The 23,318-nt window shown below is 40.8% G+C and carries 14 protein-coding genes and 1 tRNA gene; 13 read left to right on the forward strand and 2 right to left on the reverse strand.

Going from position 1 to position 23,318, the window contains the following annotated elements; all coding sequences use genetic code 11:
* Positions 1–357 precede the first annotated feature (357 nt).
* Positions 358–6,909: an alpha-2-macroglobulin family protein gene (locus ABS766_RS02175; RefSeq protein WP_408083449.1), complete on the forward strand. Its 6,552-nt coding sequence runs from the start codon at positions 358–360 to the stop codon at positions 6,907–6,909.
* A gap of 451 nt (positions 6,910–7,360) precedes the next feature.
* Here the strand turns inward: ABS766_RS02175 and ABS766_RS02180 are convergent.
* Positions 7,361–7,440 (reverse strand) — tRNA-Leu (locus ABS766_RS02180).
* Between the two features lie 148 nt (positions 7,441–7,588).
* Between ABS766_RS02180 and ABS766_RS02185 the strand changes: the two genes are divergently transcribed.
* The 4 genes from ABS766_RS02185 to ABS766_RS02200 all read left to right on the forward strand — a co-directional run bounded on the left by ABS766_RS02185 (position 7,589) and on the right by ABS766_RS02200 (position 10,469).
* Positions 7,589–8,530 (forward strand): ribose-phosphate pyrophosphokinase, encoded by a 942-nt coding sequence (locus ABS766_RS02185; protein ID WP_408083450.1) that lies wholly within the window; start codon positions 7,589–7,591, stop codon positions 8,528–8,530.
* Between the two features lie 32 nt (positions 8,531–8,562).
* On the forward strand, positions 8,563–9,174 hold the full coding sequence (locus tag ABS766_RS02190; RefSeq protein WP_408083451.1) for a 50S ribosomal protein L25/general stress protein Ctc: 612 nt from the start codon (positions 8,563–8,565) through the stop codon (positions 9,172–9,174).
* 119 nt (positions 9,175–9,293) lie between these two features.
* Positions 9,294–9,914 carry an aminoacyl-tRNA hydrolase gene (gene pth, locus ABS766_RS02195; protein ID WP_408083452.1) on the forward strand — a complete coding sequence of 207 codons (621 nt, stop codon included), beginning with the start codon at positions 9,294–9,296 and terminating at the stop codon, positions 9,912–9,914.
* 54 nt (positions 9,915–9,968) lie between these two features.
* Complete coding sequence (locus ABS766_RS02200) at positions 9,969–10,469, forward strand: hypothetical protein (RefSeq protein WP_408083453.1); 501 nt, start codon at positions 9,969–9,971, stop codon at positions 10,467–10,469.
* Between the two features lie 48 nt (positions 10,470–10,517).
* On the opposite strand, the gene ABS766_RS02205 is transcribed toward ABS766_RS02200, so the two are convergent.
* Positions 10,518–13,190, reverse strand: coding sequence for a zinc-dependent metalloprotease (locus ABS766_RS02205; protein WP_408083454.1), 2,673 nt, complete (start codon positions 13,188–13,190; stop codon positions 10,518–10,520).
* 187 nt (positions 13,191–13,377) lie between these two features.
* Here ABS766_RS02205 and ABS766_RS02210 point away from each other — a divergent pair, with 187 nt between their 5' ends.
* The 8 genes from ABS766_RS02210 (at position 13,378) to ABS766_RS02245 (ending at position 23,126) form a co-directional block, all read left to right on the forward strand.
* Positions 13,378–14,313: a bifunctional riboflavin kinase/FAD synthetase gene (locus tag ABS766_RS02210; RefSeq protein WP_408083455.1), complete on the forward strand. Its 936-nt coding sequence runs from the start codon at positions 13,378–13,380 to the stop codon at positions 14,311–14,313.
* Complete coding sequence (locus tag ABS766_RS02215) at positions 14,310–15,635, forward strand: HTTM domain-containing protein (protein WP_408083456.1); 1,326 nt, start codon at positions 14,310–14,312, stop codon at positions 15,633–15,635. The genes ABS766_RS02210 and ABS766_RS02215 overlap by 4 nt, the downstream gene beginning before the upstream one ends.
* A gap of 195 nt (positions 15,636–15,830) precedes the next feature.
* A complete protein-coding gene (locus ABS766_RS02220; RefSeq protein ID WP_408083457.1) occupies positions 15,831–16,301 on the forward strand; it encodes a hypothetical protein in 471 nt (156 codons plus the stop codon).
* Positions 16,302–16,370: 69 nt separating this feature from the next.
* Positions 16,371–17,456 carry a biotin synthase BioB gene (bioB, locus tag ABS766_RS02225; RefSeq protein ID WP_408083458.1) on the forward strand — a complete coding sequence of 362 codons (1,086 nt, stop codon included), beginning with the start codon at positions 16,371–16,373 and terminating at the stop codon, positions 17,454–17,456.
* Positions 17,457–17,705: 249 nt separating this feature from the next.
* The gene (locus ABS766_RS02230) at positions 17,706–19,574 is read left to right on the forward strand and encodes an OmpA family protein (protein ID WP_408083459.1); all 1,869 of its coding nucleotides are present in this window, start codon (positions 17,706–17,708) and stop codon (positions 19,572–19,574) included.
* 217 nt (positions 19,575–19,791) lie between these two features.
* Complete coding sequence (locus tag ABS766_RS02235) at positions 19,792–20,664, forward strand: cupin-like domain-containing protein (protein ID WP_408083460.1); 873 nt, start codon at positions 19,792–19,794, stop codon at positions 20,662–20,664.
* Between the two features lie 32 nt (positions 20,665–20,696).
* A complete protein-coding gene (locus ABS766_RS02240) occupies positions 20,697–21,164 on the forward strand; it encodes a regulatory protein RecX (RefSeq protein WP_408083461.1) in 468 nt (155 codons plus the stop codon).
* A 102-nt stretch (positions 21,165–21,266) separates the two neighbouring features.
* The gene (locus tag ABS766_RS02245; protein WP_408083462.1) at positions 21,267–23,126 is read left to right on the forward strand and encodes a tetratricopeptide repeat protein; all 1,860 of its coding nucleotides are present in this window, start codon (positions 21,267–21,269) and stop codon (positions 23,124–23,126) included.
* The last annotated feature ends 192 nt before the right edge of the window (positions 23,127–23,318 follow it).

Genomic DNA, 23,318 nt, shown 5'->3' on the forward strand with positions numbered 1-23,318 from the left:
ATAGGGTTAATTTTTGCTTTATCATTTTGATTGGGAGAAGAAGTGTGACAGTTGCCCTGATTATTATTAATATTTGTTAGTAAGATATTATTTTTAATACAGTCCAATATTTCAAAAGATTAATGTCACAAATAAAATTATCGTAAAATAATTTCTGAAAATGTGCATTTTCAACACTTTCAACTTTCAATTCAAAAAAATTTCGACTCACAAGCCAACCTTTCCGCAATAAAAATGCTCTATATTTATAGGTCGGTCTCCGAAGTCCGATAACCCGTGGGCTCTTAGAGTTTTTCTAATCCGACTTCGGGCCTCGGACTGCCAATACTGAAAACTCAACACTGACCTCCGAATACTATGAAACACCTTATCATTGCACTGATTATCACCCTTTCTGCCAAGGCGCAAAACTTTGATGCCCGCTGGGAAAAGGTAACGCGCCTGGAATCAGAAGGCTACTTTAAGGAAGCCGCTAAAGAAACCAACGCCATTTATAACCTGGCAAAGAAAAAAAACAACGGTCCTCAACTTATTAAAGGCACTTTTTTCAGGGGTAAATACCTGCAAATGATGGAGGAAGACGCGCAACTGCTCATTTTTAAAAACCTGAGGGCCGATATTAAAACAGCACCGCCTGAAACCGCTGCGCTGCTGGAAAGCCTTTATGCACAAATGCTACAGGACGTGTACAACCGTAACGCCTATGCCATACGGCAACGTACTAATGCAGACGGCCCGCTACCTGAAAAATTTACCGAATGGAGTGCCAACCACTACCAGCAGGCCATTATGCAGGCTTTTGAGCATAGCATTGCTAACCGCGAGCTACTGTATAAAACCCCTTTATCAGACTACGCCGAGGTAATAGATTTTGCGCCGGTACTGGCTAAAACCAACCGTTCGCTGTACGACTTTTTGCTTGAAGCCTATGCAAAATACCTGCAAACGGTACCCACAAACGTATACCTTATACCGCATACTTCCCAAGAGCCCTTGTTGTTGGGGGATGCGCAGGCGTTTCAGCAAATTACTATGAGCGATTCGCTAACCGTGCTATGGCCTGCCGTAAAGCTACATCATGATACCGAAACATTTTACCTGCAAAAACACGATAGCCTTGCCCTTCAGCGTGCCGTACTGCGCCGCCTTGAGTATACAGGCAATGCAATACATACTGCATCTAAAACCCAAAACCTGCTGCAAACCTATACCACACTGGCCAACCGTTGGGGCGATAGCCCGTTTGCATGGCGCGCCCGTTTACAGCTGGCTTATCAGTACCGCAATGCTTCCTCAAAAACAACACATCCGGAGTACCTGCAAACAACCATTGATATTTGCAACAATATTATTGCCCATAAAGGAAAACATGATGTTGGTTATGAAGCCGAAAGTCTTAAAAGCAATATTGTAAACAGCACGCTACGGGTACAAACCGAAAGGTATATAACACCCGGAAAGCCGGCACTGGTAAGCCTTAATTACAAAAATATTGATTCGGTACAGGTATCGTTCTACAGGATAAAAAATCCGGGAAATTTTGATTGGGCAGGGCTGCCCCATAGTGATTTTGATATGCTGCGCGATAGTATTATAAACCACCATATGCCAGTGCTTACAAAAGTATATGCACTGCCTAAAGTTATACCTCATTATAACTTTACTACCGAAATTGCCCTGCCGCCGTTAGAAAACGGTTGCTATGCTGTAGCATTTGGCCCAGCCGGCATAGATGCCGGAGCAGAGAATTATGCGGTTGTAGAACTACAGGCATCGCAAATGGCCATCACCAACCAGCACGAAGAAAACACAACCCGTTATTTTATAACTAACCGCGAAACCGGTAAGCCCATTCCGGTCGTGGCGGTTACTACTCTTTTTACATCAGGTCTCAAAACCGATGCAAATGGGCGTGTGCAACTAAAAAATGATAAGAGAGGCCAATACAATAAGGTTATCTTCAGGCAGGGTACAGATACGCTTTATTCAAGCTATTACAGTTACAACAGCAGCAGGTATGAAGACAATACCCCAAAGGCGTCGGTACAGGTATTTTTTGACCGCGCCATATACCGACCAGGTCAAAAGGTATTCTTTAAAGGTATTGTTACACAATCCTTAAATGGCAAATACAGCGTGGCACCTAATGTGTACTTCCATATGTATGCGGAAGATGCTTCGGGTAATGATATAAAAGAGTTCAGGCTCAAAACAAACGAGTTCGGCTCCTTTACAGGAGAGTTCGAACTGCCCAAAAGCGGCATGACCGGAGTTTACGAATTTACGGTTGAAGAAGATGAAGACCTTGAAGAAGACCCCGTCTATAATAAAAAAGAAAACGAGCACCCTTTTTGGGATAACGTAGATTTTTCTGAAGATACCTTTACCTTTAGGGTAGAAGACTACAAAAGGCCCACTTTTGAAGTTAGCTTTGAACCCGTTACAAAGGCTTTTGCCCTTAACGACAGCATTACGGTTACCGGCGTGGCAAAATCGTTTAGTGGTGCGCGGCTTTCCGGGGCCGATGTTGAATACAGGTTGCGCCGCACAAAACAACAACGCTACAGTTATTATTATAATGAAGATGATTATGACGATGACGAACTTGAAGAATACCATGGTGGCGACCTTATAGAAGAAGAAGACCTGGAAACTGATGCCCAAGGCAATTTTAAAATAACCTTTAAGGCCGAACCTAATAGTGGCGATGATGACGACCGTGCTACTTATGTTTATACTATTTATGCCGATGTTACCGATATAAACGGCGAAACCCATTCGGGCGAAGTTAGTATTAAGGCTAGTGCCACGCTGTTGTTTCCGGAGCTTGCAATACCTGCGGTTATTGATGCCGCAAAAGGGGCTGAGGCCACCTTTTATGCAAACAATGCTAACGACCAGAAGCAAAAAGTAAACGGTACCATAAAAATTTACAAAAAAGCCGGAAACAAGCGCATACTGGCTCAAAGGCCATGGGCTGCCCCGGAGGTACCCATTATGACCGAGGCTGAGTTTATCGCCCTGTTCCCCCACTTGCCGTATACTAATAATAAAGCCGATACCCTGCGCGAGCCGCAGCCCTACCTTGTAAAGGAAATCAATACCGGCAAAGACAAAAGCATTGCGTTAAGCCAATTTAAAAACTGGCCATCGGGTGAATATGCGGCCGAATTTATTGTAAAAGATTCGCTGGGACGCGAAGAAAAAGCCTTTGCGCAGTTTTCGCTTGTACGTAAAAACGAAACCTACCTGCCTGATAACAGTCTGTACAGCGTACGTATATTAAACAACAGCCCTGCAAAAGACGGTTATGTGGAGCTGGAAATACGCACTGCACTACCCGCCCTGTACGGCAACATTATTGCACAAATAAACCATGGGGTGGTGTATGATAAACACGTAACCATAACCAATGGCCGTATCGTGGTAAAAATATCAGGCGTTAAAAACCCCGAAACGGTTATGGCTATAAATTTTGACTTTGTTTGGCAAAATGCACTGTATACCGAAACGGCCAACGCCCTGTTTCACCTGCCACCCGATGCTGTAGAAATAGAAACCGAAACTAGTACCAGCAGGCTAGCCCCGGGTAGAGAGCAAACATGGAGCTTTACCATAAAGAACAGAAAAAACCGGGAGGCAGAGCTGCTGGCCTCTATGTATGATACCTCTCTGGACCAGTTTACAAAAAAAGACTGGAACGGTCTTAACACCTACAGCTACATCCATGACTATGCTCCGCGGCAAGAATTTTTAACCCACGGCACCAATGCGGGATATTTTACAAACTACCACGCTACTACAAGTAAAGACACACCCGATAACGACGGATTTTATACCTATGGGTTCAGCATACTGAAAAGCAATAACGAATATATACTGTATACCCCCCGCCTACAGGTAATTCAGTATACCGATATAACCGTACGCGGTGTGGTTACCGAAGCCTCGACCGGAAACCCGCTGCCCGGCGCTGCCGTTATAATAGCGGGCACATCGGAAGGTGTAGCAACTGACCTTGACGGTAAATATACCCTATATGTAGCCAAAGGTGAAAAAATAAGTTTCCAATATATAGGCTTTGAGGAACAAACCATAGCCCCTCCGGCAAACGGGGTACTGAATATAACACTAAAAGAGGCTAACAATGGCCTGCTTGAGGAGGTCGTGGTAATAGGTTATGGCACACAACGAAAACACAGCGTTACAGGTGCGGTTACTACCGTAACCTCTGAAACTTTTGAAGACAGACCTAATGTCAGCTTTATAGAATCCCTACAGGGCCAGGTGCCGGGGCTTAATATAACTGCCGGTTCAGGAGAGCCCGGTGCTAACAGTACGGTTATACTTCGCGGTATTGGTTCAATAAATGGCGACATACAGCCCCTTTATATTATAGACGGCGTGCCTCTTAGTGAAGACGATTTGCGCAAGATAAACTCTAACGAAATCACAAACCTGGAAATACTGAAAGATGCAGCGGCGACAGCTATTTATGGCAGCCGGGGGGCAAATGGCGTGATTATCATCACCACCAAAAAAGGTATGGAAACGCTAAAATCAGTACAAACCCGTAAGAATTTTAATGAAACGGCCTTCTTTTTTCCACAACTTAAAACCGACCGAAAGGGCAATATCAGCTTTAGCTTTACTACACCCGAAGCCCTTACCGAGTGGAAATTGCGACTGTATGCCCATAACAAAAAGGCAGTTTCTGGCTACCTGGAAAAAAAATTCATTACCCAAAAAGACCTTATGGTGGTTCCTAATATGCCGCGTTTTCTTCGCGAAACCGATACCATTACCTTACAGGCTAAAATAACCAACCTTACTACTGAACCGAAATCTGGCACTGCCATGCTGCAACTGTTTGATGCCGTTACCATGCAGCCTATAGACAACCAAATGCTAAACAACAATTCAGCAAAACCATTTAACGTTACAGCCGGTAGCAGCACCTCTGTAAGCTGGACGCTAGCCGTGCCCGTTGGCCTGCAGGGCGTGCAGTATAAAGTGGTGGCTAAGGCCGGCAACTTTACCGATGGCGAAGAAAACATACTGCCCATATTGCCAAACAGCATGCTGGTTACCGAGAGCATTCCGATATGGGTACGCGAAAACACCACTAAAACTTATACGTTTGATAATATTAAAAACAATACTTCTGCCACATTACGCCACCAGAACATAACGATTGAATATACAAGCAACCCGTCATGGCTTGCCCTGCGCTCTCTGCCGTATCTTATGGAGTTTGAGCACGAATGTTCTGAGCAGCTGTTTTCGCGCTTTTATGCCAACAGTATTGCCAACCACATTATCACCAGCAGCCCTAAAATTGCAGAGGTATTTAATGCATGGCGAAAAACAGGCATGCCTTCTAAACTGGAACAAAATGAGGTACTGAAAAGCATTATACTGGCCGAAACTCCCTGGCTGCTTGACGAGCAAAACCAGGAAGAACAAAACAACCGCCTGGCTACCCTTTTTGAGCTTGACAAAGTGCGTGCAAGCCTTGAAGCCAACCTTAACAAGCTGGCAGACCGCCAAAAGCCAGACGGCAGTTTCCCATGGTTTCCGGGGTATGATGCCGATGTATATATAACACGCCATATAGTAGCCGGCCTAGGCCACCTGCAAAAACTGGGCGGCCTTGCCAAAACCGACAGTATAAAAGTGGCACATATTGTTAACCGTGCCCTGCCCTATGTAGACAATAACTTTGTTGCCGGTTACAAAGCCCATGTTAAAACGTTAAAAAAAGGCATCCCTTATCGCATGAAGTACGCATATTCTGACCTGCATTACCTGTACATGCGCAGTTTTTACCTGAAGGATTACCACATGAGCGATTCGCTTGCGGCAGCCGTTAAGCCACACATTACTTATACAAAACAACACTGGTTTGAGTTTAGCTTGTATGAAAAAGCGCTGGCGGCACTGGTTATGTACCGCTATGGCGAAACGACAACTTCCGAGAAAATACTTACTTATCTTAAAGAGTCTTCAGCCAATAACGAGGAGTTGGGCATGTATTGGATAAATAATAAATCAGGCTGGTGGTGGTATACTGCGCCAGTTGAAACCCAGGCACTGCTTATTGAGGCTTTTGCAGAAGTAGGTAACGATATTAAGAGTGTTGATGCTATGCGTGTGTGGCTCATTAAGCAAAAGCAGAACAAGCATTGGGCTACCACTAAGGCCACAACCGAAGCCGTATATGCACTTATGATGCAGGGTAGTGACTGGCTGAGTGTAAAAGGCAGTACTAACTTTACAATTGGCAGTAAAGAACTGCTGGATAAAAAACTGGCCGAAACTGAAACCGAAGCCGGCACCGGCTACATAAAACTGCAATGGAAACCGGAAGAAATTACGTCCGACATGGCTACTGTTATCGTAAAAAACAACAGTGCAAGCCCGGGTTATGGAGGATTTTACTGGCAGTATTTTGAAGACCTTGACAAAATAAAACACACTGCCGAAGGCATTATGAGCGTTAAGAAAGAGCTGTACCGAAAGAACCCGGCCGCTAAAGAAATTACCCTTGAGCATATAACCAAAAAAACACTGCTTAAGGTGGGCGACATGGTTACAGTTCGCCTGGTAGTTACCCTTACAGAAGATGCCGAGTATGTACACCTTAAAGACATGCGCGCCGCCGCCTTTGAACCGATTGATGTATTGAGCGGCTACCACTATAAAGATGGCTTGAGTTATTACCAAAGTACACGCGATGCCGCCACAAACTTCTTCTTTAGTCGTATAAGCCGCGGTACTTATGTATTGGAATATGATGTGCGCCTTAACAACTCCGGCGAGTTTAGTAATGGCATTACTACCATACAAAGCATGTATGCACCCGAGTTTAGCGGCCACACTGCAGGTGTTAGGGTTAAGGCGCTGTAATTAACTTTTTTTTCAGACACCTACACATAAAAGTTGTGACTTGCTAAAACGCACAAATAAAGCCCTCAGAAGGCAAGAATAAATAAAACTGGAAGTTGCAAAAACCGACCGATGAGCCATAATAAAATAAATAGTAGCCTTATTTTTTTCACTCTAATATCTCATATAGGTATCTTTTTTATATTAATTGGACTCTTGAGTATTGTTACAAGTAACGGGTTATGATTATAAGTACATTATCTTGCTTATCGTACTAAACCTAATACCCTTTAAACAAATGAAGCTGTTAAGGGGTGATATTATTGAGGGAATGAACGAAAGGCTGGTACTAGAAGAACGCGCTAAAAATCGGCAGGTTATTATTTCACATGCCTTTTTTCAAGTTGTTGGCTAAATGTTGGCTAAACTTATAAACAAAAAACCTCAACATTAAATTGTTGAGGTTTTTAAGTACCTGGAGTGGGAATCGAACCCACACACCGTAGTACACGAGTTTGAGTCGTGCGCGTCTACCAATTCCGCCATCCAGGCATTACTGCTTTGTGGGTGCAAATTTAAAAAATTATATTTAATAGCATTAAAAATAGATGATAAATTACTTTCTCTGTAAAATTAAATTTCTAAATTTGCACCCTGTTTATAAACACAACACTAACATACTACTAAACAACCTATTGAAATGTCTTATTTTGAGCCGGATGCAAAGATTTTCTCTTCTACCCAAAGCACCTATCTTGCTGAAAAAATAGCAGAAAAATATGGCGTGCCGCTTGGAAAAGTGTCGCTTGCCCATTATAGCGACGGAGAATTTCAGCCATCTTTTGAAGAATCAATACGAGGGTTAAGGGTGTTTTTGGTTTGTTCCACCTTTCCTAATGCAGATAACCTTATGGAACTGCTGCTTATGATAGATGCAGCCAAAAGGGCTTCGGCAAGGCACATAACAGCTGTAATGCCTTATTTTGGATGGGCCAGACAGGACAGGAAAGACAAACCACGTGTGCCCATAGGGGCAAAACTGGTAGCAAAGCTGTTAGAATCGGCCGGGGCAACAAGGATAATGACGATGGACCTGCATGCTGACCAGATACAGGGCTTTTTTGAAAAACCGGTTGACCACCTGTTTGCGTCTACTATATTTGTACCGCACGTTAAAGCCATGAACCTGGAAAACCTAACCATAGCCTCACCAGATATGGGAGGTAGTAAAAGGGCTTATGCCTACTCCAAATTTTTAGGATCAGACGTGGTTATATGCTACAAGCAGCGTAAAGAAGCCAATAAGATTGATACTATGGAAGTTATTGGTGATGTTACCGGAAAAAATATAGTACTGGTAGATGATATGATAGACACAGGCGGAACCCTTACCAAAGCAGCCGACCTGATGATGGAGCGTGGTGCCGTTAGTGTACGTGCTATTTGTACACATGCCATATTAAGCGGGGGTGCGTATGAAAAAATTGAAAATTCGCAATTAAAAGAGTTGATTGTTACTGATAGCATACCCCTTAAACAACAGTCACCTAAAATAAGGGTAGTAAGTTGTGCCGACCTTTTTGCCGAAGTTATGCACATGGTGCAAAACAACAACTCTATAAGCAGTAAGTTTTTACAATAAGTAACTTTTTTTATTAATTATATATTATTCAAATGAAATCAATTACGATCAAAGGATCTGAAAGAGAAAGCGTGGGTAAGGCGGCAACGCGTACGGCACGTAATGCTGGAATGGTTCCTTGCGTGTTATACGGAGGAGATCAGCCAGTACATTTTATTGCAGAGGAAAAAGCTTTTAAAAACCTGGTTTACACTCCCAATGTACACACAGTAGTAATTGAGCTTGAAAACGGCAAAAAATTTAATGCTGTACAACAAGACATCCAGTTTCACCCTGTAAGTGACAAAATCCTTCATGTTGACTTTTTCCAACTACACGAGGATAAAGAAATCACTATGGAGGTTCCAGTAAAAGTTACCGGCACTTCTCCAGGTGTACTTGCCGGTGGTGTGCTACGCCTTAACCAGCGTAAACTTAAAGTGCGTGCACTTCCTGCAGACCTACCTGATTATGTAGAAGCTAACATCTCAGGATTAGAGATGGGCCAAAAACTTTATGTTACCAAACTGGCTAGCGAAAACTACAAATTGCTTCACCCGGATAACACTGTGGTGATACAAATACGTATATCTCGTGCTGCTATGAAAGCTGCTCAAGAAGCTGCAAAAGCTGCAAAAGCTCCTGCAAAAGGAAAGAAAAAATAATTTATCTTTTCCAGAATATATCAAAAGCGCTCCTCAACGGGGGCGCTTTTTTTATGATTATTTGACAAACCTAATCATCCAAAAAAAATCCAACTGCCAAAATATCGTATCTTTGCATCATGAAATGGCTCACCAAACTGTTTGCCAAAAAAGAAAAAGAATTCTCCGATCCCATGAAGAAGTTTCTTATTGCAGGGCTGGGCAACCCCGGTGCCGAATATGTAAATACACGCCATAATATTGGTTTTAAAATACTTGACCACATCGCCCAACAGGAAGGGATTGATTTTTCTACCGCCAAGCTGGGTCAGGTAGCAGAATATAAACTTAAAGGCCGTACACTAATTTTACTAAAGCCCAACACCTACATGAACCTTAGCGGTAAGGCGGTAAAGTACTGGCTGGATAAAGAAAATATTCCGAAGGAAAATTTGCTGGTGGTAACAGATGACCTCAATATACCTTTTGGAACCATACGCATTAAGGCAAAAGGAAGTGACGGCGGACATAACGGACTAAAAAACACTCAGTTAACATTAAATAGTACCGAATATGCCCGTTTCCGTTTCGGGATAAGCGACCAGTTCAAAAAGGGGCAACAGGTAAATTATGTGCTTGGCGAATGGGACGAAGAAGAAAAATCTGCCCTGCCAGAAAGGCTGGATAAATCTGCCGATGCCGTACGGGAATTTACCCTTAGCGGACTTGCCAATACCATGAGCACCTTTAACGGAAAGTAGAAATCGTTCACATTTTGGCCAAAAAATACTACTTTAGTTTGAAACAAACAGGCTATGAATAAACTACTGTTATTGATATTGCCGCTTATCTTTTTTTCTTGTGCTACGGGTAAGGGGTTGACGGATGATTATATCCTTGAAAGTGAATGCCCGCCACAAGGAGAGTGTACCCTTGAGATACTGCACAACAAAGGCCTGGCTATAAAAACAGATACGGCCACAAACCGCCCGTATTATGAAATAACCGATACCCCCGGCATGCTGGTAGTAAAATATACATATAGTAAAAAACGTAATCCCGATTACCAGGATGATTTTTATAATGAGGAGGTAATTTTTGAAACTGATAGTTCATTAACTGCCTTAAAGGAAGGGATTCGCTTAAAAGAAGCAAAGGCGTTATTTGGGGTTATGTGTTTTTGCCGGGGAAAAGCCGGTTATTATAAACCACAAAGTGGCACCATTACATTACATGGTAACCTGCTTACCATTCAATTGCCGGATGATATTATAGACGGGCAATTAACCCAACAGGTCATTGCAAAGTTTAAATAAGTAAGAGCGCCTTTGGGCGCTCTTACTTATTTATTAAAAGGGAAGTAATTACTTAATTACAATTTTACGTACTTCTTTACGCTCGCCCTGTTGTACCGTTACCAGGTAAACACCCTGCTGTACTGCCCCAAGGTTTATATTGCGGGAAAACAGGCCGCTATTATTATACGTTTGCCCAAACACCTTCCTGCCACGTATATCATTAACATATACCTCAACCTCGCCCTGTGTTGCAGCAGTAAACTGTATGGTAAATTCACCGTTGTTAGGGTTAGGGTACAGCATAAAATCGGTTAGCATAAATTGTGCTGCATCTAATGGCACTGATGTTTTAGAACATATTTCAACATACCACGAATTTAAGGTACCTGTATTTTGTGCATAAATATCTGCAAAACCAAGCACCCAGTATCCTCCGGATGATTGCCCCTCAATCGCGGCAAGGCTTTCATAAGGCAATACATCCCCCGTAGTGGGGCTATCGCAGGTAACGGTATTTCCGGAATCCGTAAAAAGCACATTAAGGTCATCGCTGGTACTGCAGTTCAGGTTCCATAAGGCAACCTGTGTGTTTTGCGGGCTAAGTACCGCAAGCAGTAAATCCCCAATACGTGTATGGGTAATATCTACCCCTATATTTATTGATGTTATATCAACATCATCGCTTATAAAAATAGCTGATGTCTGGTAATCATTTGCAGCATCCTGTATAGCCTTTACGGTATTGTTTTCATACGTTTCGCAAGCGGTTACTAACGTATACCCTATAGAAAATGGCACCTCATTTACTGCATAATATATATTACCCACAGCCTGAACCATAATACGGCAGTAAGCGCCCTGTGCCTCCGGAACCGTAATAACCTCCGATCCGTCATTAGGGGTATTGGCTGCCAGTACATAATCAAAACTTTCCCCTCCGTTTACAGACATGAGTATATTTACGGCAGATGTATTTATACCGTTTGCCGTAGTACCAGCCACATCCCAGGTAATAACCTGCTGGGTACCTTCTGTCCATATTGTATCTTCTTCGTTTTGAGAAGTAACTTTAAAAGGCCCTGCTGTATTTTTTACTATAACCGATGTGTTTTGTGTTGCAGTCTGTGCCCCAAAAACGGCATTATCCCTTACTGTAAAAGCAAAGGTAAGGGTGCGCCCTACAGCAGGCACTACTTCCCATGTTGGGGTAAGGTTGCCGTTAAGCACATCGCTAAAAGAGGGCAAATATCGTACAGGCGATTCTGATGGCGGTAATGACCGAAAGTTTGGCCCGCTGGTAGCGGTAGCCGAAGGTGTAGATACCTGTACACCATTGGCATTTGTCTGCTCCCAGGTATAGGTAAGCTCATCCCCGTCTACATCGGTAGCCGTGCCTGTTAAAACAAAAGCAGTACTTTTAGGTATACTGTAAGAAGGCAAGTCTCCTATAACCGGGGGTGTATTAGTTATTATTGTTTCTTCGGCACAACCGGTACCGCTAATATAATTTTGCATTTGGGTAATACTTACCGTATGGAAATAATCATCAGAATTACTCTGCACGTTGGCTCCAGGGCATATACCTGCATACGCCATAATAGTGCTGCCGCTGCCCGGCTCTACCGCTGTAGAAGGGTTTGCATTATTATTACAACTGCCGGTATTGCCGTTAAACGTATGATTAGCGCCAAACTGGTGGCCCATTTCATGGGCTACATAATCAATATCATAAGGGTCTCCAACAGGGGCAGGGCTACCTGTAACCCCCTGTGCCTTATATGTTGTACATACACACCCAAGAGAGGCCAGCCCCCCGGCTCCTGTACTTACTACATGACCTATATCATAATTATTAAAACCAACAGCATCATCTATAACACCCTGTATCTGGTTAATAAGGATATTAGCATTGTTATTATTAAGCTCATCAGAGGTTATAAAAATAATGTCTTCATTGTTCGGTATAATTTCCATTGTCAGGGCCATATCCCTTTCATACACGCCATCTACCCGGGTCATGGTAACACTCATGGCAGCAAGTACTGCTGCTTTTTTTTGTGCCAGCGTGCCACTGTTTAACCCCGCGGCGCTTATATGGTAGGCTGCATACTCTACGGTACAGGCCATTGCCAGGCGGTAGGTCCTGAAATAACCATCGTCAGACATTGTGGTAAATTGCGGGTTACCCAATTTTCCTGCGGTGTTACCCGTTTGGCTCGTAACCTCGCACCCAAAAGCATGCGGTGCTGTAAGCGATGCCTTTTTGTATACAATATAATTTTTAAGGTCTGTGGTATAAGGGTCAGTGTACACCGTACCATTTGTAGAAAGCAGCATGGCATGCAAACCAAAAATAGTTACACTAAAGCGTATGGTAGCTTCAGGATGCTCTATCCCCTGCCCTGAGTACGATTTTATGTACGGGTGCTGTGCGCTAAGTTCCCGTTGTAATACGGGCGCCTCATAAATCCTGAAATGCTGCAGGTTGCCGCTCCCGTCAGGAAAAGGAAGGATAAGGGATGATGTACTACCCGAATTTCTTAAAGGGGCATATTGCAAGGCTTCTTTAAAAGCGTTAAGGTCTAGGCTCATTAAATTATAAGCTGAAGGAATTGAAGTCCGCTCTGTTTTTTTTGAAGTGCTCAGGTCATTTTCGGCAGCCATCCTCCAAAACCTGTTTTGGGCATATCCATTTATTACCGTAAAAACAACAATGAGTAATAATAAAATTCTTTTCATTTTTATAGTATTAAAAAATAGTACCTACAAATTTAACCAATAAAGCCCATTATAAAATCTTAAATTATCTTATTTACAGTTACAAAACAGCCTGTACCGTTATAAAAAACATAATTTCATTAAAAAAAAAGTAACTCTTATGCCTGTTTTGCTGCATATATTTAAATTTGCGATATAAATATTTCGATTGAAAACGTATAACTCATTACAGGAATTTATACCTGCAAGGCCCACCATTGTTACCCTTGGCACTTTTGACGGTGTACACAAAGGGCACAAAAGCATTCTTGAAAAGCTCATAAAAAGCAGCCAGGCAACCGGTTACGAAAGCCTGGTGCTCACTTTTTTTCCGCATCCGCGCATGGTATTGCAGCAAAATACCGATATAAGGTTACTAAACACCATGGCCGAAAAAGCGCACCTGCTTGAAAATTTTGGTATAGACAACCTGATTATACATCCCTTTAGCCACGAATTTTCACGCCTGACGGCGGAAGAATTTGTGAGTGATATACTGGTAGATAAGCTACAAACACAAAAAATAATTATAGGGTATGACCACCGCTTTGGGCGTAACCGCACTGCCGATATTAATGACCTGAAACGGTTTGGGGAACAATATGGTTTTGAAGTGGAAGAAATTTCGGCGCTTGAGGTAAATGAAGTTTCGGTAAGCAGCACAAAAATAAGGAGTGCCTTAAACGAAGGCCATATAAAAACGGCCAACAAATATTTAGGCTACCCCTATTTTATAAACGGAAGCGTAGTTAGCGGCAAGCAACTGGGGCGCACTATTGGTTTCCCTACGGCTAATATTAAAGTAAGCGAAGAGTACAAGCTTATCCCGTCTAACGGAGTATACGCCGTATCTGCACCGCTGGGCGATAAAACGGTGCTGGGCATGATGAATATAGGAATACGCCCCACTGTTGATGGCACAACACGCATGATTGAAGCCCATTTTTTTGATTTTGACGAAGATTTATATAATAAAGATATTACCGTGAGCCTGCATTACAGGTTACGCGATGAACAAAAATTTGAATCGGTTGATGCGCTTAAAGAGCAATTAAAAAAGGATAAAGAGGATACCTTGCATTACTTTAACCAGAACCAGCTATGAAAAACCGCCTTTTTGCAGAAATAGACAATGCCCCTTTGGTATTATTCCGCATATTTTTAGGCTTTTTACTGGCATGCGAATGCTTTGGCGCCATTGCCACCGGATGGGTTAAAGAAAATATGGTAACCCCCCAGGTTACCTTTTCGCATATTGGCATGCAGTGGTTACAGCCCCTGCCCGGCTACGGCATGTATTATTATTTTGTAATTATGGGGCTATTGGGGCTTATGGTTATGGCCGGGTTTAAATATCGTTTCAGTATCGGGTTGTTTACTGTTATGTGGGCAGGCTCTTACTTTGTGCAAAAAACCTCTTATAACAACCATTATTACCTGCTTATGCTGGTATGCCTCATTATGTTTTTTCTTCCGGCACACCGCTATGCCTCTGTAGATGCTGTACGTAACCCCCGCATAAAAAAACTTACCATGCCTGCGTGGTGCTCCTGGGTTATGATAGTGCAGGTAACCATAGTATACTTTTTTGCCACTATAGCAAAATTTTATCCCGGCTGGTTAGACGGCACATTTACAAAAAACCTTTTGGAACGTGCTGTAACCAATACCACACTGCATAACATATTTATCCAAAAATGGTTTTACCTTTTTATTGCTTATGCCGGCATTGCTTTTGATTTGCTTGTGGTACCCTTACTCCTGTTTAAAAAAACCAGGACTATAGCTTTTGTGGCATCGCTCATTTTCCACCTATTCAACAGCATTACCTTGCAAATTGGTATTTTCCCCTTTTTTGCGTTAAGCTTTGTTGTATTTTTTTACCCTCCCGAAAAAATACGCAAAATCTTCTTTCGTAAAAAGCCGCCTGTTATACAAGGCAATACAACTTATGAATATAAAAACATACTGTATTGTTTTTTTATACCTTATATTATTATACAACTTATTTTGCCTTTGCGCCACCATCTTATAAAAGGTGATGTACTCTGGACGGAAGAAGGCCACCGCCTTAGCTGGCGCATGATGTTGCGCAACAGGAACGGCCATACACACTTTAAGGTAATTGATAAAGCCACAGGAAAAGAATTATTTTACCCTATCAACCACCGGCTTACTGCAAAGCAGCGCAACGGAATGGTAACCAAGCCAGACATGATTTGGCAAACGGCACAACTCATTAAGCAGGAGTTTAACGCACAGGGCAAAGAGGTAGCCGTATATGCCGATAGCCATGCCAGCATTAACATGGGGCCATACCACAGGCTTATAGACCATAAAACTGATCTTGCATCAGCAAAATGGGACTATTTTTCTCATTGCGACTGGATTTTATTATATGATAAAAACGGCAATATCATAAAATAAAACATTTAACCTATCTCTTAATTTAATCATACTTGTTGTATTAAAGTTTTATTAATTCATATTAATATCTGCCATATTATGGCTAAATTCGGGTAACATATTGCAGGTAAAGCCAATACTTGGCAGGCACCTGCGGTGCTGTTATTTTTAAGAAATTATTCAATAAAACTAAATATCAATACAAAAACAAGAACTATGAAAATTTCAAGAGTTATTATAAACGGTGTAATAATTTATATAGCTATAGCTGCCTTTTTCCTACTTATGGAAATGTTTGGAATGTCTGATAATGTATGGCTCAGGTTATTTAATTTCATATTTGTTATTTATGGTATTAACCGCACCATCAAACAAAATTATGACGAGCATATTTACGGTTATTTAACCAATATTAAGTCTGCCTTTCTTACAGGTGTTGTAAGTTTAGCGCTTACAGTGTTAAGCTTTATTGGCTATGTTGAATATAAAGGTGGAGACGAATATTTGCACCATTTTGTAGAAAAATACATTTTTGCAGGTAAACCTTCTATCTACCAGTTTGCTTTCGGATTAACTCTTGAAGGGCTTGCAGCCACTGCTATAGTATCTTTTGCACTAATGCAATACTGGAAAGATAAAGTAGAGAAAATCAACGAAGTAGATGATGTACGCCACGTAAGTCATTAAATCTTTATACTAAACAGGGATGCTTTTACTGGAAATTGGTTATTTTTGAGCCTTTAAATTTCCACGAGTATGAGCATGATAAGGCACAACTGGACCAAAGAAGAAATTATATCACTATATAATAAACCTTTAATGGACCTGCTTTTTGAAGCAGCCACTATACACCGCCAAAACCACGACCCTAATGTGGTACAGGTAAGCACCCTTATAAGTATTAAAACAGGCGGCTGCCCCGAAGATTGCGGCTATTGCCCGCAGGCAGCCCGCTACCATACCAATGTAGAAGGTAACGACCTGATGACGGTACAAACTGTAAAGGCGCAGGCTTTGCGTGCTAAGGCCGGCGGATCATCCCGCGTGTGTATGGGCGCGGCATGGCGCAACGTAAAAGATGGCCCTGAGTTTGACCAGGTGCTGGAAATGGTGCGCACCATTAATAAACTGGATATGGAGGTATGCTGCACACTGGGCATGCTTACCGAAACCCAAGCAAAACGCCTTGCCGAAGCCGGCTTATACGCTTATAACCACAATCTGGACACATCAGAAGATTATTATAAAGAAGTAATATCTACACGCGGTTTTGAAGACCGCCTGCAAACCATAGAAAACGTGCGCAAAACCAACGTAACGGTATGCAGCGGCGGTATTATAGGTATGGGAGAAAGTGTAGAAGACCGTGCGGGTATGCTCGTAGCACTGGCATCTTTAAGCCCCCAGCCGGAATCGGTGCCTATAAATGCATTGGTAGCTGTTGAGGGTACCCCTATGGCAGACGAAAAACCTGTAGAAATATGGGATATGATACGTATGGTAGCCACTACCCGTATTGTTATGCCGCAAACACAGGTAAGGCTTTCGGCCGGGCGCACACAAATGAGCCGCGAAGGCCAGGCCATGTGCTTTTTTGCCGGTGCAAACTCTATATTTGCGGGAGACAAATTGCTTACTACCCCCAACCCCGATGTTAATGAAGACATGAAAATGTTTGAAATGCTCGGCCTTATCCCGCAAAAACCTTTCACTAAAGTAACACAGCCAAAAACTGTAGAGGCTACCGAATCTCAATACCAGCCACTGGGCGAAAAACCAAAATGGAGTCGCCCCGGTCATGTCATTGAACGTAACCTGAAAGCTTCAGGAAAACAAATATAAATGTACCAGATATATATAGAATAGGCTGCCACTTGGCAGCCTGTTTTTTTTAATGTAACAGGCAAAACAATTTATGCTTAATGTTAAATACATGTAATACAGTAAAAAAAACCTGAAAAATGCGTACTATTTAACTGAATTTTATTTTTTTTACAAAGTAATTACCTACCTGCCGGATATTTTGCTCTTTACTAAAGTAAACAGATAACCCTCTCTGGCAGCATTAACCGATAAACAGCTGTTATACCGATGAAGAACACTTACCTCACATTTATATTTTTAATTAGTGGCCTGTATAGCACTATGGCCCAGGACAAAAACACTGCAGCAGCTGATAAACTCTATGCCCGTTTTGAGTACGTGGATGCAGCCAGGGCCTATCTGGATGTAAAAGATAAAACGCCTTATGTATATAAAATGCTTGGGGACAGCTATTATAATGTATTTAACAGCAAAGAGGCCGCAAAATGGTATGCCCAGGCGGTAAAAACCACCCAGGATGCCGAAACCTACTACCGCTACGCGCAAATGTTAAAGGCTGAAGGCCGTTATGAAGAAGCAAACAAACAAATGCAGGCCTTTGCAAAATTAGTACCTAAAGACCAGCGTGCTGTTATTTTTAACCAGGATCCTAATTATTTACCCAAATTAAAAAGCCAGACCAAACTTTTTGACGAAAAAAAGCTGGATATCAATGATAAAAAATACGGTTCGTTTGGCGGGGTGCTAAATGATAATAACACATTTTACTTTACCAGCACCCGTAATACCAGCCGCAGGACATACGGAAGAAATGAAGAACCCTATCTTGATTTATACACCGCCGAATACAACCCGGCAACAGGAAAATTTACTGAACCTGTACCCATTGAAGAATTAAATACCAGACACCATGATGGGCCTGCAACAGTTACCGGTGATGGCAACACCATGTATTTTGCCAGTGAAAGCTTTAGGGAAGGCGATTCTGAAAGAGGACGCGGAGACCGCAAAAGCCTCATATATTTATATAAAGCCACTAAAAAAGATGGCAAGTGGGGAGATGTAAAAGTTTTACCTTTTAACGGCACATCATACAGCACAGGTAACCCCGCCGTAACCAAAGATGGCAAAACGCTGTATTTCGCCTCTAACAGAAAAGGGAGTGTTGGCGCTACAGATATTTGGAAAGTTGATGTGCTTGGCCCCGACAATTATAGTGAGCCTGTAAATCTTGGTAAAAAAATAAATACCGAAGGTTTTGAAAACAATCCTTATATAACCGATGATAATATACTTTATTTTGCCTCTAACGGCCACAAAGGCTTTGGAGGTCTGGATATCTTTTTTACTGACCTGAACCAGGATGATGGCGAAATAGTTAATGTGGGGCTGCCCATTAACTCACCGCAGGATGATTTTGCATTTAGCTTTAACGTAGAAAAAAATATCGGTTTCTTTTCAAGCGGTAAAGATGGGAATGATAATTTATATATGGCCATACCTGTTTGCGGTGTAAATGCAAACATAACAGTAACCGATGCAAAAACCGGTAAAACAATAATCGATGCCAGTGTAGCTATTGCCGATGATAAACAAAATGTAATTGAGACCAAAACAACCAATGATAAAGGCACAGTAAAGTATGATGTAGATTGTAACCGGTTTTATACCTTGCAGGTTACTGCTGATGGCTACCTTGCCAACACAGCATCATTTAGCGGCAAGGGTGGCAATCATGAAGTAACAGTGGTATTGCAGCCTGTAGAAAACATTATTGTAGATGGCAAAGTAATGCTAAACAACATTTATTTTGAATACAACCAGTCTTTTATAACAGCCGAAGCCGCTAAAGAGCTGGATAAACTGGTGCAGGCCATGAAAAGCAGGCCGCGCATGGTTATTAACATAAAAGCCCATACTGATACACGCGGCAGTGAAGAATATAACCTTAAACTATCGGACGACAGGGCCAGGGCTACCATGCAGTATGTACTGTCTAAAGGTATTAGTAAAGAGCGTATTTCCAGCAAGGGATATGGAGAAACGGAACCGCTTATTGATTGTGGTGAAAATTGTACTGACGAAGAACACGCTAAAAACAGGAGGATTGAATTTATTATTGTGAGTGGTTTATAACATTATAATAGTGGGAAAATCTTTATAAAAAGTTAATTTGATTTTTTGTAAAACATAGATTTATACCTTTGGGTTAAGAAATTACCAAAACGTTTACTTCAGTTATACTTAACGCTATTATAACATCGGTAAATTAAATTATATCATTTATTTTTAAGCACTTAGCTTACAATTTCGCAACATTTATTATATTATGTTGCTAAACAGCTCTAAGGATATGTCTTTGAAATTAACCCAAATTGAACGTGTAAAAACCATTTCGCGGGAAGATTTTTATAACAATTACGTAAAAAAACAAAAACCCCTTGTTATTGAAAACCTGACGCGGGAGTGGCCTGCCTATAATAAATGGAAACTCGGCTATATTAAAGATATAGCAGGTGAAAAAACTGTACCCTTGTATGATGACAGGCCTGTTTCTCATAAAGACGGCTTTAATGAAGCCCATGCCCGCATGAAAATGGCCGATTATATAGACCTGTTACAAAAAGAACCTACCAATTACCGGATATTTTTGTACAATCTTATGAAGGAGGTACCCAGCTTAAAAAATGATTTTTTATGGCCGGATATGGGCCTGAAACTCATTAAGCAATTACCCATGCTTTTTTTTGGTGGAGAAAACTCTAAGGTTTTTATACATTATGATATAGATTTCAGCAACATAATGCATTTTCATTTTCATGGTAAAAAAAGATGCATACTTTTTGCTCCGGAGCAAACTCCTTATCTTTATAAAGTGCCGCATGCCCTTATATCAAGGGAGGATATAGATTTTGATAATCCCGATTTTGATAAATGGCCTGCATTACAATATGCTGAAGGCCTTGTGGCAGATCTTGAACATGGCGAAATGCTATATATGCCGGAGGGATACTGGCATTATATGAAATATGTAACGCCGGGGTTCTCTATGAGTTTACGTTCGCTACCCCGAAAACCTTCTAATCTTATAAAAGCCGCTTATAACATTGCCATAATGCGCCATTTTGATGGTTTCATGAGGCGATATAAAGGCCAGAGCTGGATAGATTATAAAAATGAGCAGGCAGTAATACGCACCCACAAAAAGCTAAACATTCCGGTATAGTGTGGCAATGCCCACAAAAAGCACCAAAACAAATGTACAAAAGCTATACGGTAGAAGAAGCCAAAAAAAAACTGGAGTATTACTGCGCTTACCAGGAACGTTGCCATGAAGAGGTTATAAAAAAGCTCAAGAGCCTTAATATGATACCCCAGGCTATAGATGTTATTGTAACACACCTTATTGAGCATGGATTTTTAAACGAAGAACGCTTTGCCTGCAGTTTTGCACGAGGCAAATTCAACATTAAAAACTGGGGCAGGCTACGCATAATTAATGAACTTAAAGCACGGCATATATCAATATATAATATAGACCGGGCGTTAAAAGAAATTTCCGCAGATGAGTATGATGCGGTTTTTAACCGTATTGCACAGCACCATTGGGAGACAATAAAAGAACCTAACCTGCTTAAAAAGAAACAAAAATTAGCCGGTTTCCTTATCCGAAAAGGTTTTGAAAACCATTTGGTTTTTGATAAAATTGCAGCCTTGTCATCTTAATAAAAATTTAATTTTTAATTTTTAATTTTTACCCGATTAAAAAAATCTATTTCTTAATTTTTTGTTAAATTAGAACACTGCAAAAAGTAAATGGTTCAATATATGTCTATACAAAAAATTAGCAAAATAAGCACTTTGCTCATTTGTTTATTACTGGTTTTTACGGCTTCTGCACAAAAATATGATTTTAAAAAAGCTGAACAGGAATGCCGCAGGCTTATTTATAAAAGTCCTGACAGTGCGCTGGCAATTATAAAAAATACCCTTGCGCAACCCAACATACATGATACTGTATATGGTAATACATATAATTTGTATGGTATATATTATGGCATGACCGGCAAGCCCGATTCTGTTATTTACTATACAAAAAGATCATTAACCTACCTTAATGATTACCCAAAAACCAGGGTAAGAAGCCTGATGAACCTTGCCCTTGGCTATCGTAATAAAGGAGAATACCAAACTGCCATAAAATACCAGAAAGAAGCATTAAAGTTTTATAGGGACCAAAAAAATAAAGTAGGTGTTGCAATAGCTTACGGAGAACTGGCCTCTAACTATAACTACATGTTAAAGTATGATACATCGGTTAAATATCTTTTAAAATCTATTGAGATATTTAAGGCTGAAAAAGATACCATACACCTGGCCGTGGTACGTCAAAAGCTGGCTAATACCTATCTGGCAAAAAATAATTTTGAATTTGCTTTGGATATGTACCGGGAGTGCATTAAAGATTTCAGGGCCTTTGGCATGGAAAAAAACTATTACCTCACCCTGGTTAATATGGGTGAAGCCCTAATACATTTAAAGCAGTACAAAGAAGCCCAAAAAATACTAAGCGAAGCCGCTGAGGGCTTAAAACAGTATGGAGATGAAGAAATTATAGGGGTTTGTTACTCTAAAATAGGCAATATTAATTATATAAAAGGCAATAGTAATAAAGCTCTTAAGTATTATGAAATAGCTTTTAACAATACAGAAAAAACAAAATCAATACATACATTACGCATAGGCGCAGAATATATTGGTATTTTAAATAGCCAAAAACAGTATGATAAATCCTTAAATATTATAAACCATATAGAAAAACTCAATATTTATAACAAAACAAATATTGAAGACCAAATGGTATACAGCAATGCTGCTGCCCAAACTTACAAAGCAACAAATAACCCTGTGCGTGCGTTAGATGCTTTTGAAAAAACCATTGCATTAAAAGATTCTATTGATGAAAATGAGAAACAAAGCGCTATAAGGGAGAGTCAGGCAAAGTTTCAAACGGCACTGCAACGGCAAAAAAACATGAGCCTTGAAGCCAGCAATATACTACTTACAAAGCAAATAGGTACAGAAAAGCACATGCTGATACTTTATATAGTAGTTAGTCTTGCTGTATTGTGTGTTGTTTTATTACTTTTAAGAGGCTACAGGCTTAGATACAAATTACAACAGCAGGAATTAAAATCTATTGAAACCGATAAATATATTGTTGAGCAAAAGCATTTATATGAATACGAATTAAATGCCAAGCAAAAAGAAACTATTGAAGAAAAACAACGCGAGTTAACCTCTTCTGCACTTGTAATGTCTAACTTTCAGGACAGCATTAAACAGATAATACAAAATTGTGATGATGGTGCCTATAAAACCATCACCGATATTAAAAAAGAACTGGCACAATTAAACAAACAAAACGATTATTGGAAACAATTTGAAAAAAGGTTTAACAGCCTGCACCCGGATTTTGCTACCGAATTAAATACACGATTTACCAAACTCACCAAAAATGATATAGAGTTTTGTTCACTTTTAAAACTCAATCTTTCAAATAAAGAAATTGCCGCACTGTTGCAAATATCACACGAGAGCGTTATTACCAAAAAATACCGCATTAAAAAGAAGATGGAAATACAGAATGACGAAGATTTTGATCAGCTCTTACTTAGCCTGCCATAAAACATTACTTACACACAAATAAGCATGTTTTTTAACGCATTTCATCCAAAAAATATGCACTTAATCTTTAAGGCATTGATTATCAATGCTATTTTTTTTGTCTTGTCTATAGTTTGTCTATACGTTTTTCTTCCAAATTACAGTTTCATGGCTTTACTTTGCCCTCGGTTTTTAAGCAATGTGTTAAATCAA

This window comes from Flavobacterium rhizosphaerae (assembly GCF_046000445.1).
In the GTDB taxonomy this organism is placed as follows: domain Bacteria; phylum Bacteroidota; class Bacteroidia; order Flavobacteriales; family Flavobacteriaceae; genus Flavobacterium; species Flavobacterium rhizosphaerae.

Coding starts and splice junctions, on each gene's coding strand:
- bioB (WP_408083458.1), top strand. CDS start 16,371: ATGAGCATGATAAGGCACAACTGGACCAAAGAAGAAATTATATCACTA.
- ABS766_RS02220 (WP_408083457.1), top strand. CDS start 15,831: ATGAAAATTTCAAGAGTTATTATAAACGGTGTAATAATTTATATAGCT.
- ABS766_RS02175 (WP_408083449.1), top strand. CDS start 358: ATGAAACACCTTATCATTGCACTGATTATCACCCTTTCTGCCAAGGCG.
- ABS766_RS02185 (WP_408083450.1), top strand. CDS start 7,589: ATGTCTTATTTTGAGCCGGATGCAAAGATTTTCTCTTCTACCCAAAGC.
- ABS766_RS02215 (WP_408083456.1), top strand. CDS start 14,310: ATGAAAAACCGCCTTTTTGCAGAAATAGACAATGCCCCTTTGGTATTA.
- pth (WP_408083452.1), top strand. CDS start 9,294: ATGAAATGGCTCACCAAACTGTTTGCCAAAAAAGAAAAAGAATTCTCC.
- ABS766_RS02205 (WP_408083454.1), bottom strand. CDS start 13,190: ATGAAAAGAATTTTATTATTACTCATTGTTGTTTTTACGGTAATAAAT.
- ABS766_RS02240 (WP_408083461.1), top strand. CDS start 20,697: ATGTACAAAAGCTATACGGTAGAAGAAGCCAAAAAAAAACTGGAGTAT.
- ABS766_RS02235 (WP_408083460.1), top strand. CDS start 19,792: ATGTCTTTGAAATTAACCCAAATTGAACGTGTAAAAACCATTTCGCGG.
- ABS766_RS02190 (WP_408083451.1), top strand. CDS start 8,563: ATGAAATCAATTACGATCAAAGGATCTGAAAGAGAAAGCGTGGGTAAG.
- ABS766_RS02245 (WP_408083462.1), top strand. CDS start 21,267: ATGTCTATACAAAAAATTAGCAAAATAAGCACTTTGCTCATTTGTTTA.
- ABS766_RS02200 (WP_408083453.1), top strand. CDS start 9,969: ATGAATAAACTACTGTTATTGATATTGCCGCTTATCTTTTTTTCTTGT.
- ABS766_RS02230 (WP_408083459.1), top strand. CDS start 17,706: ATGAAGAACACTTACCTCACATTTATATTTTTAATTAGTGGCCTGTAT.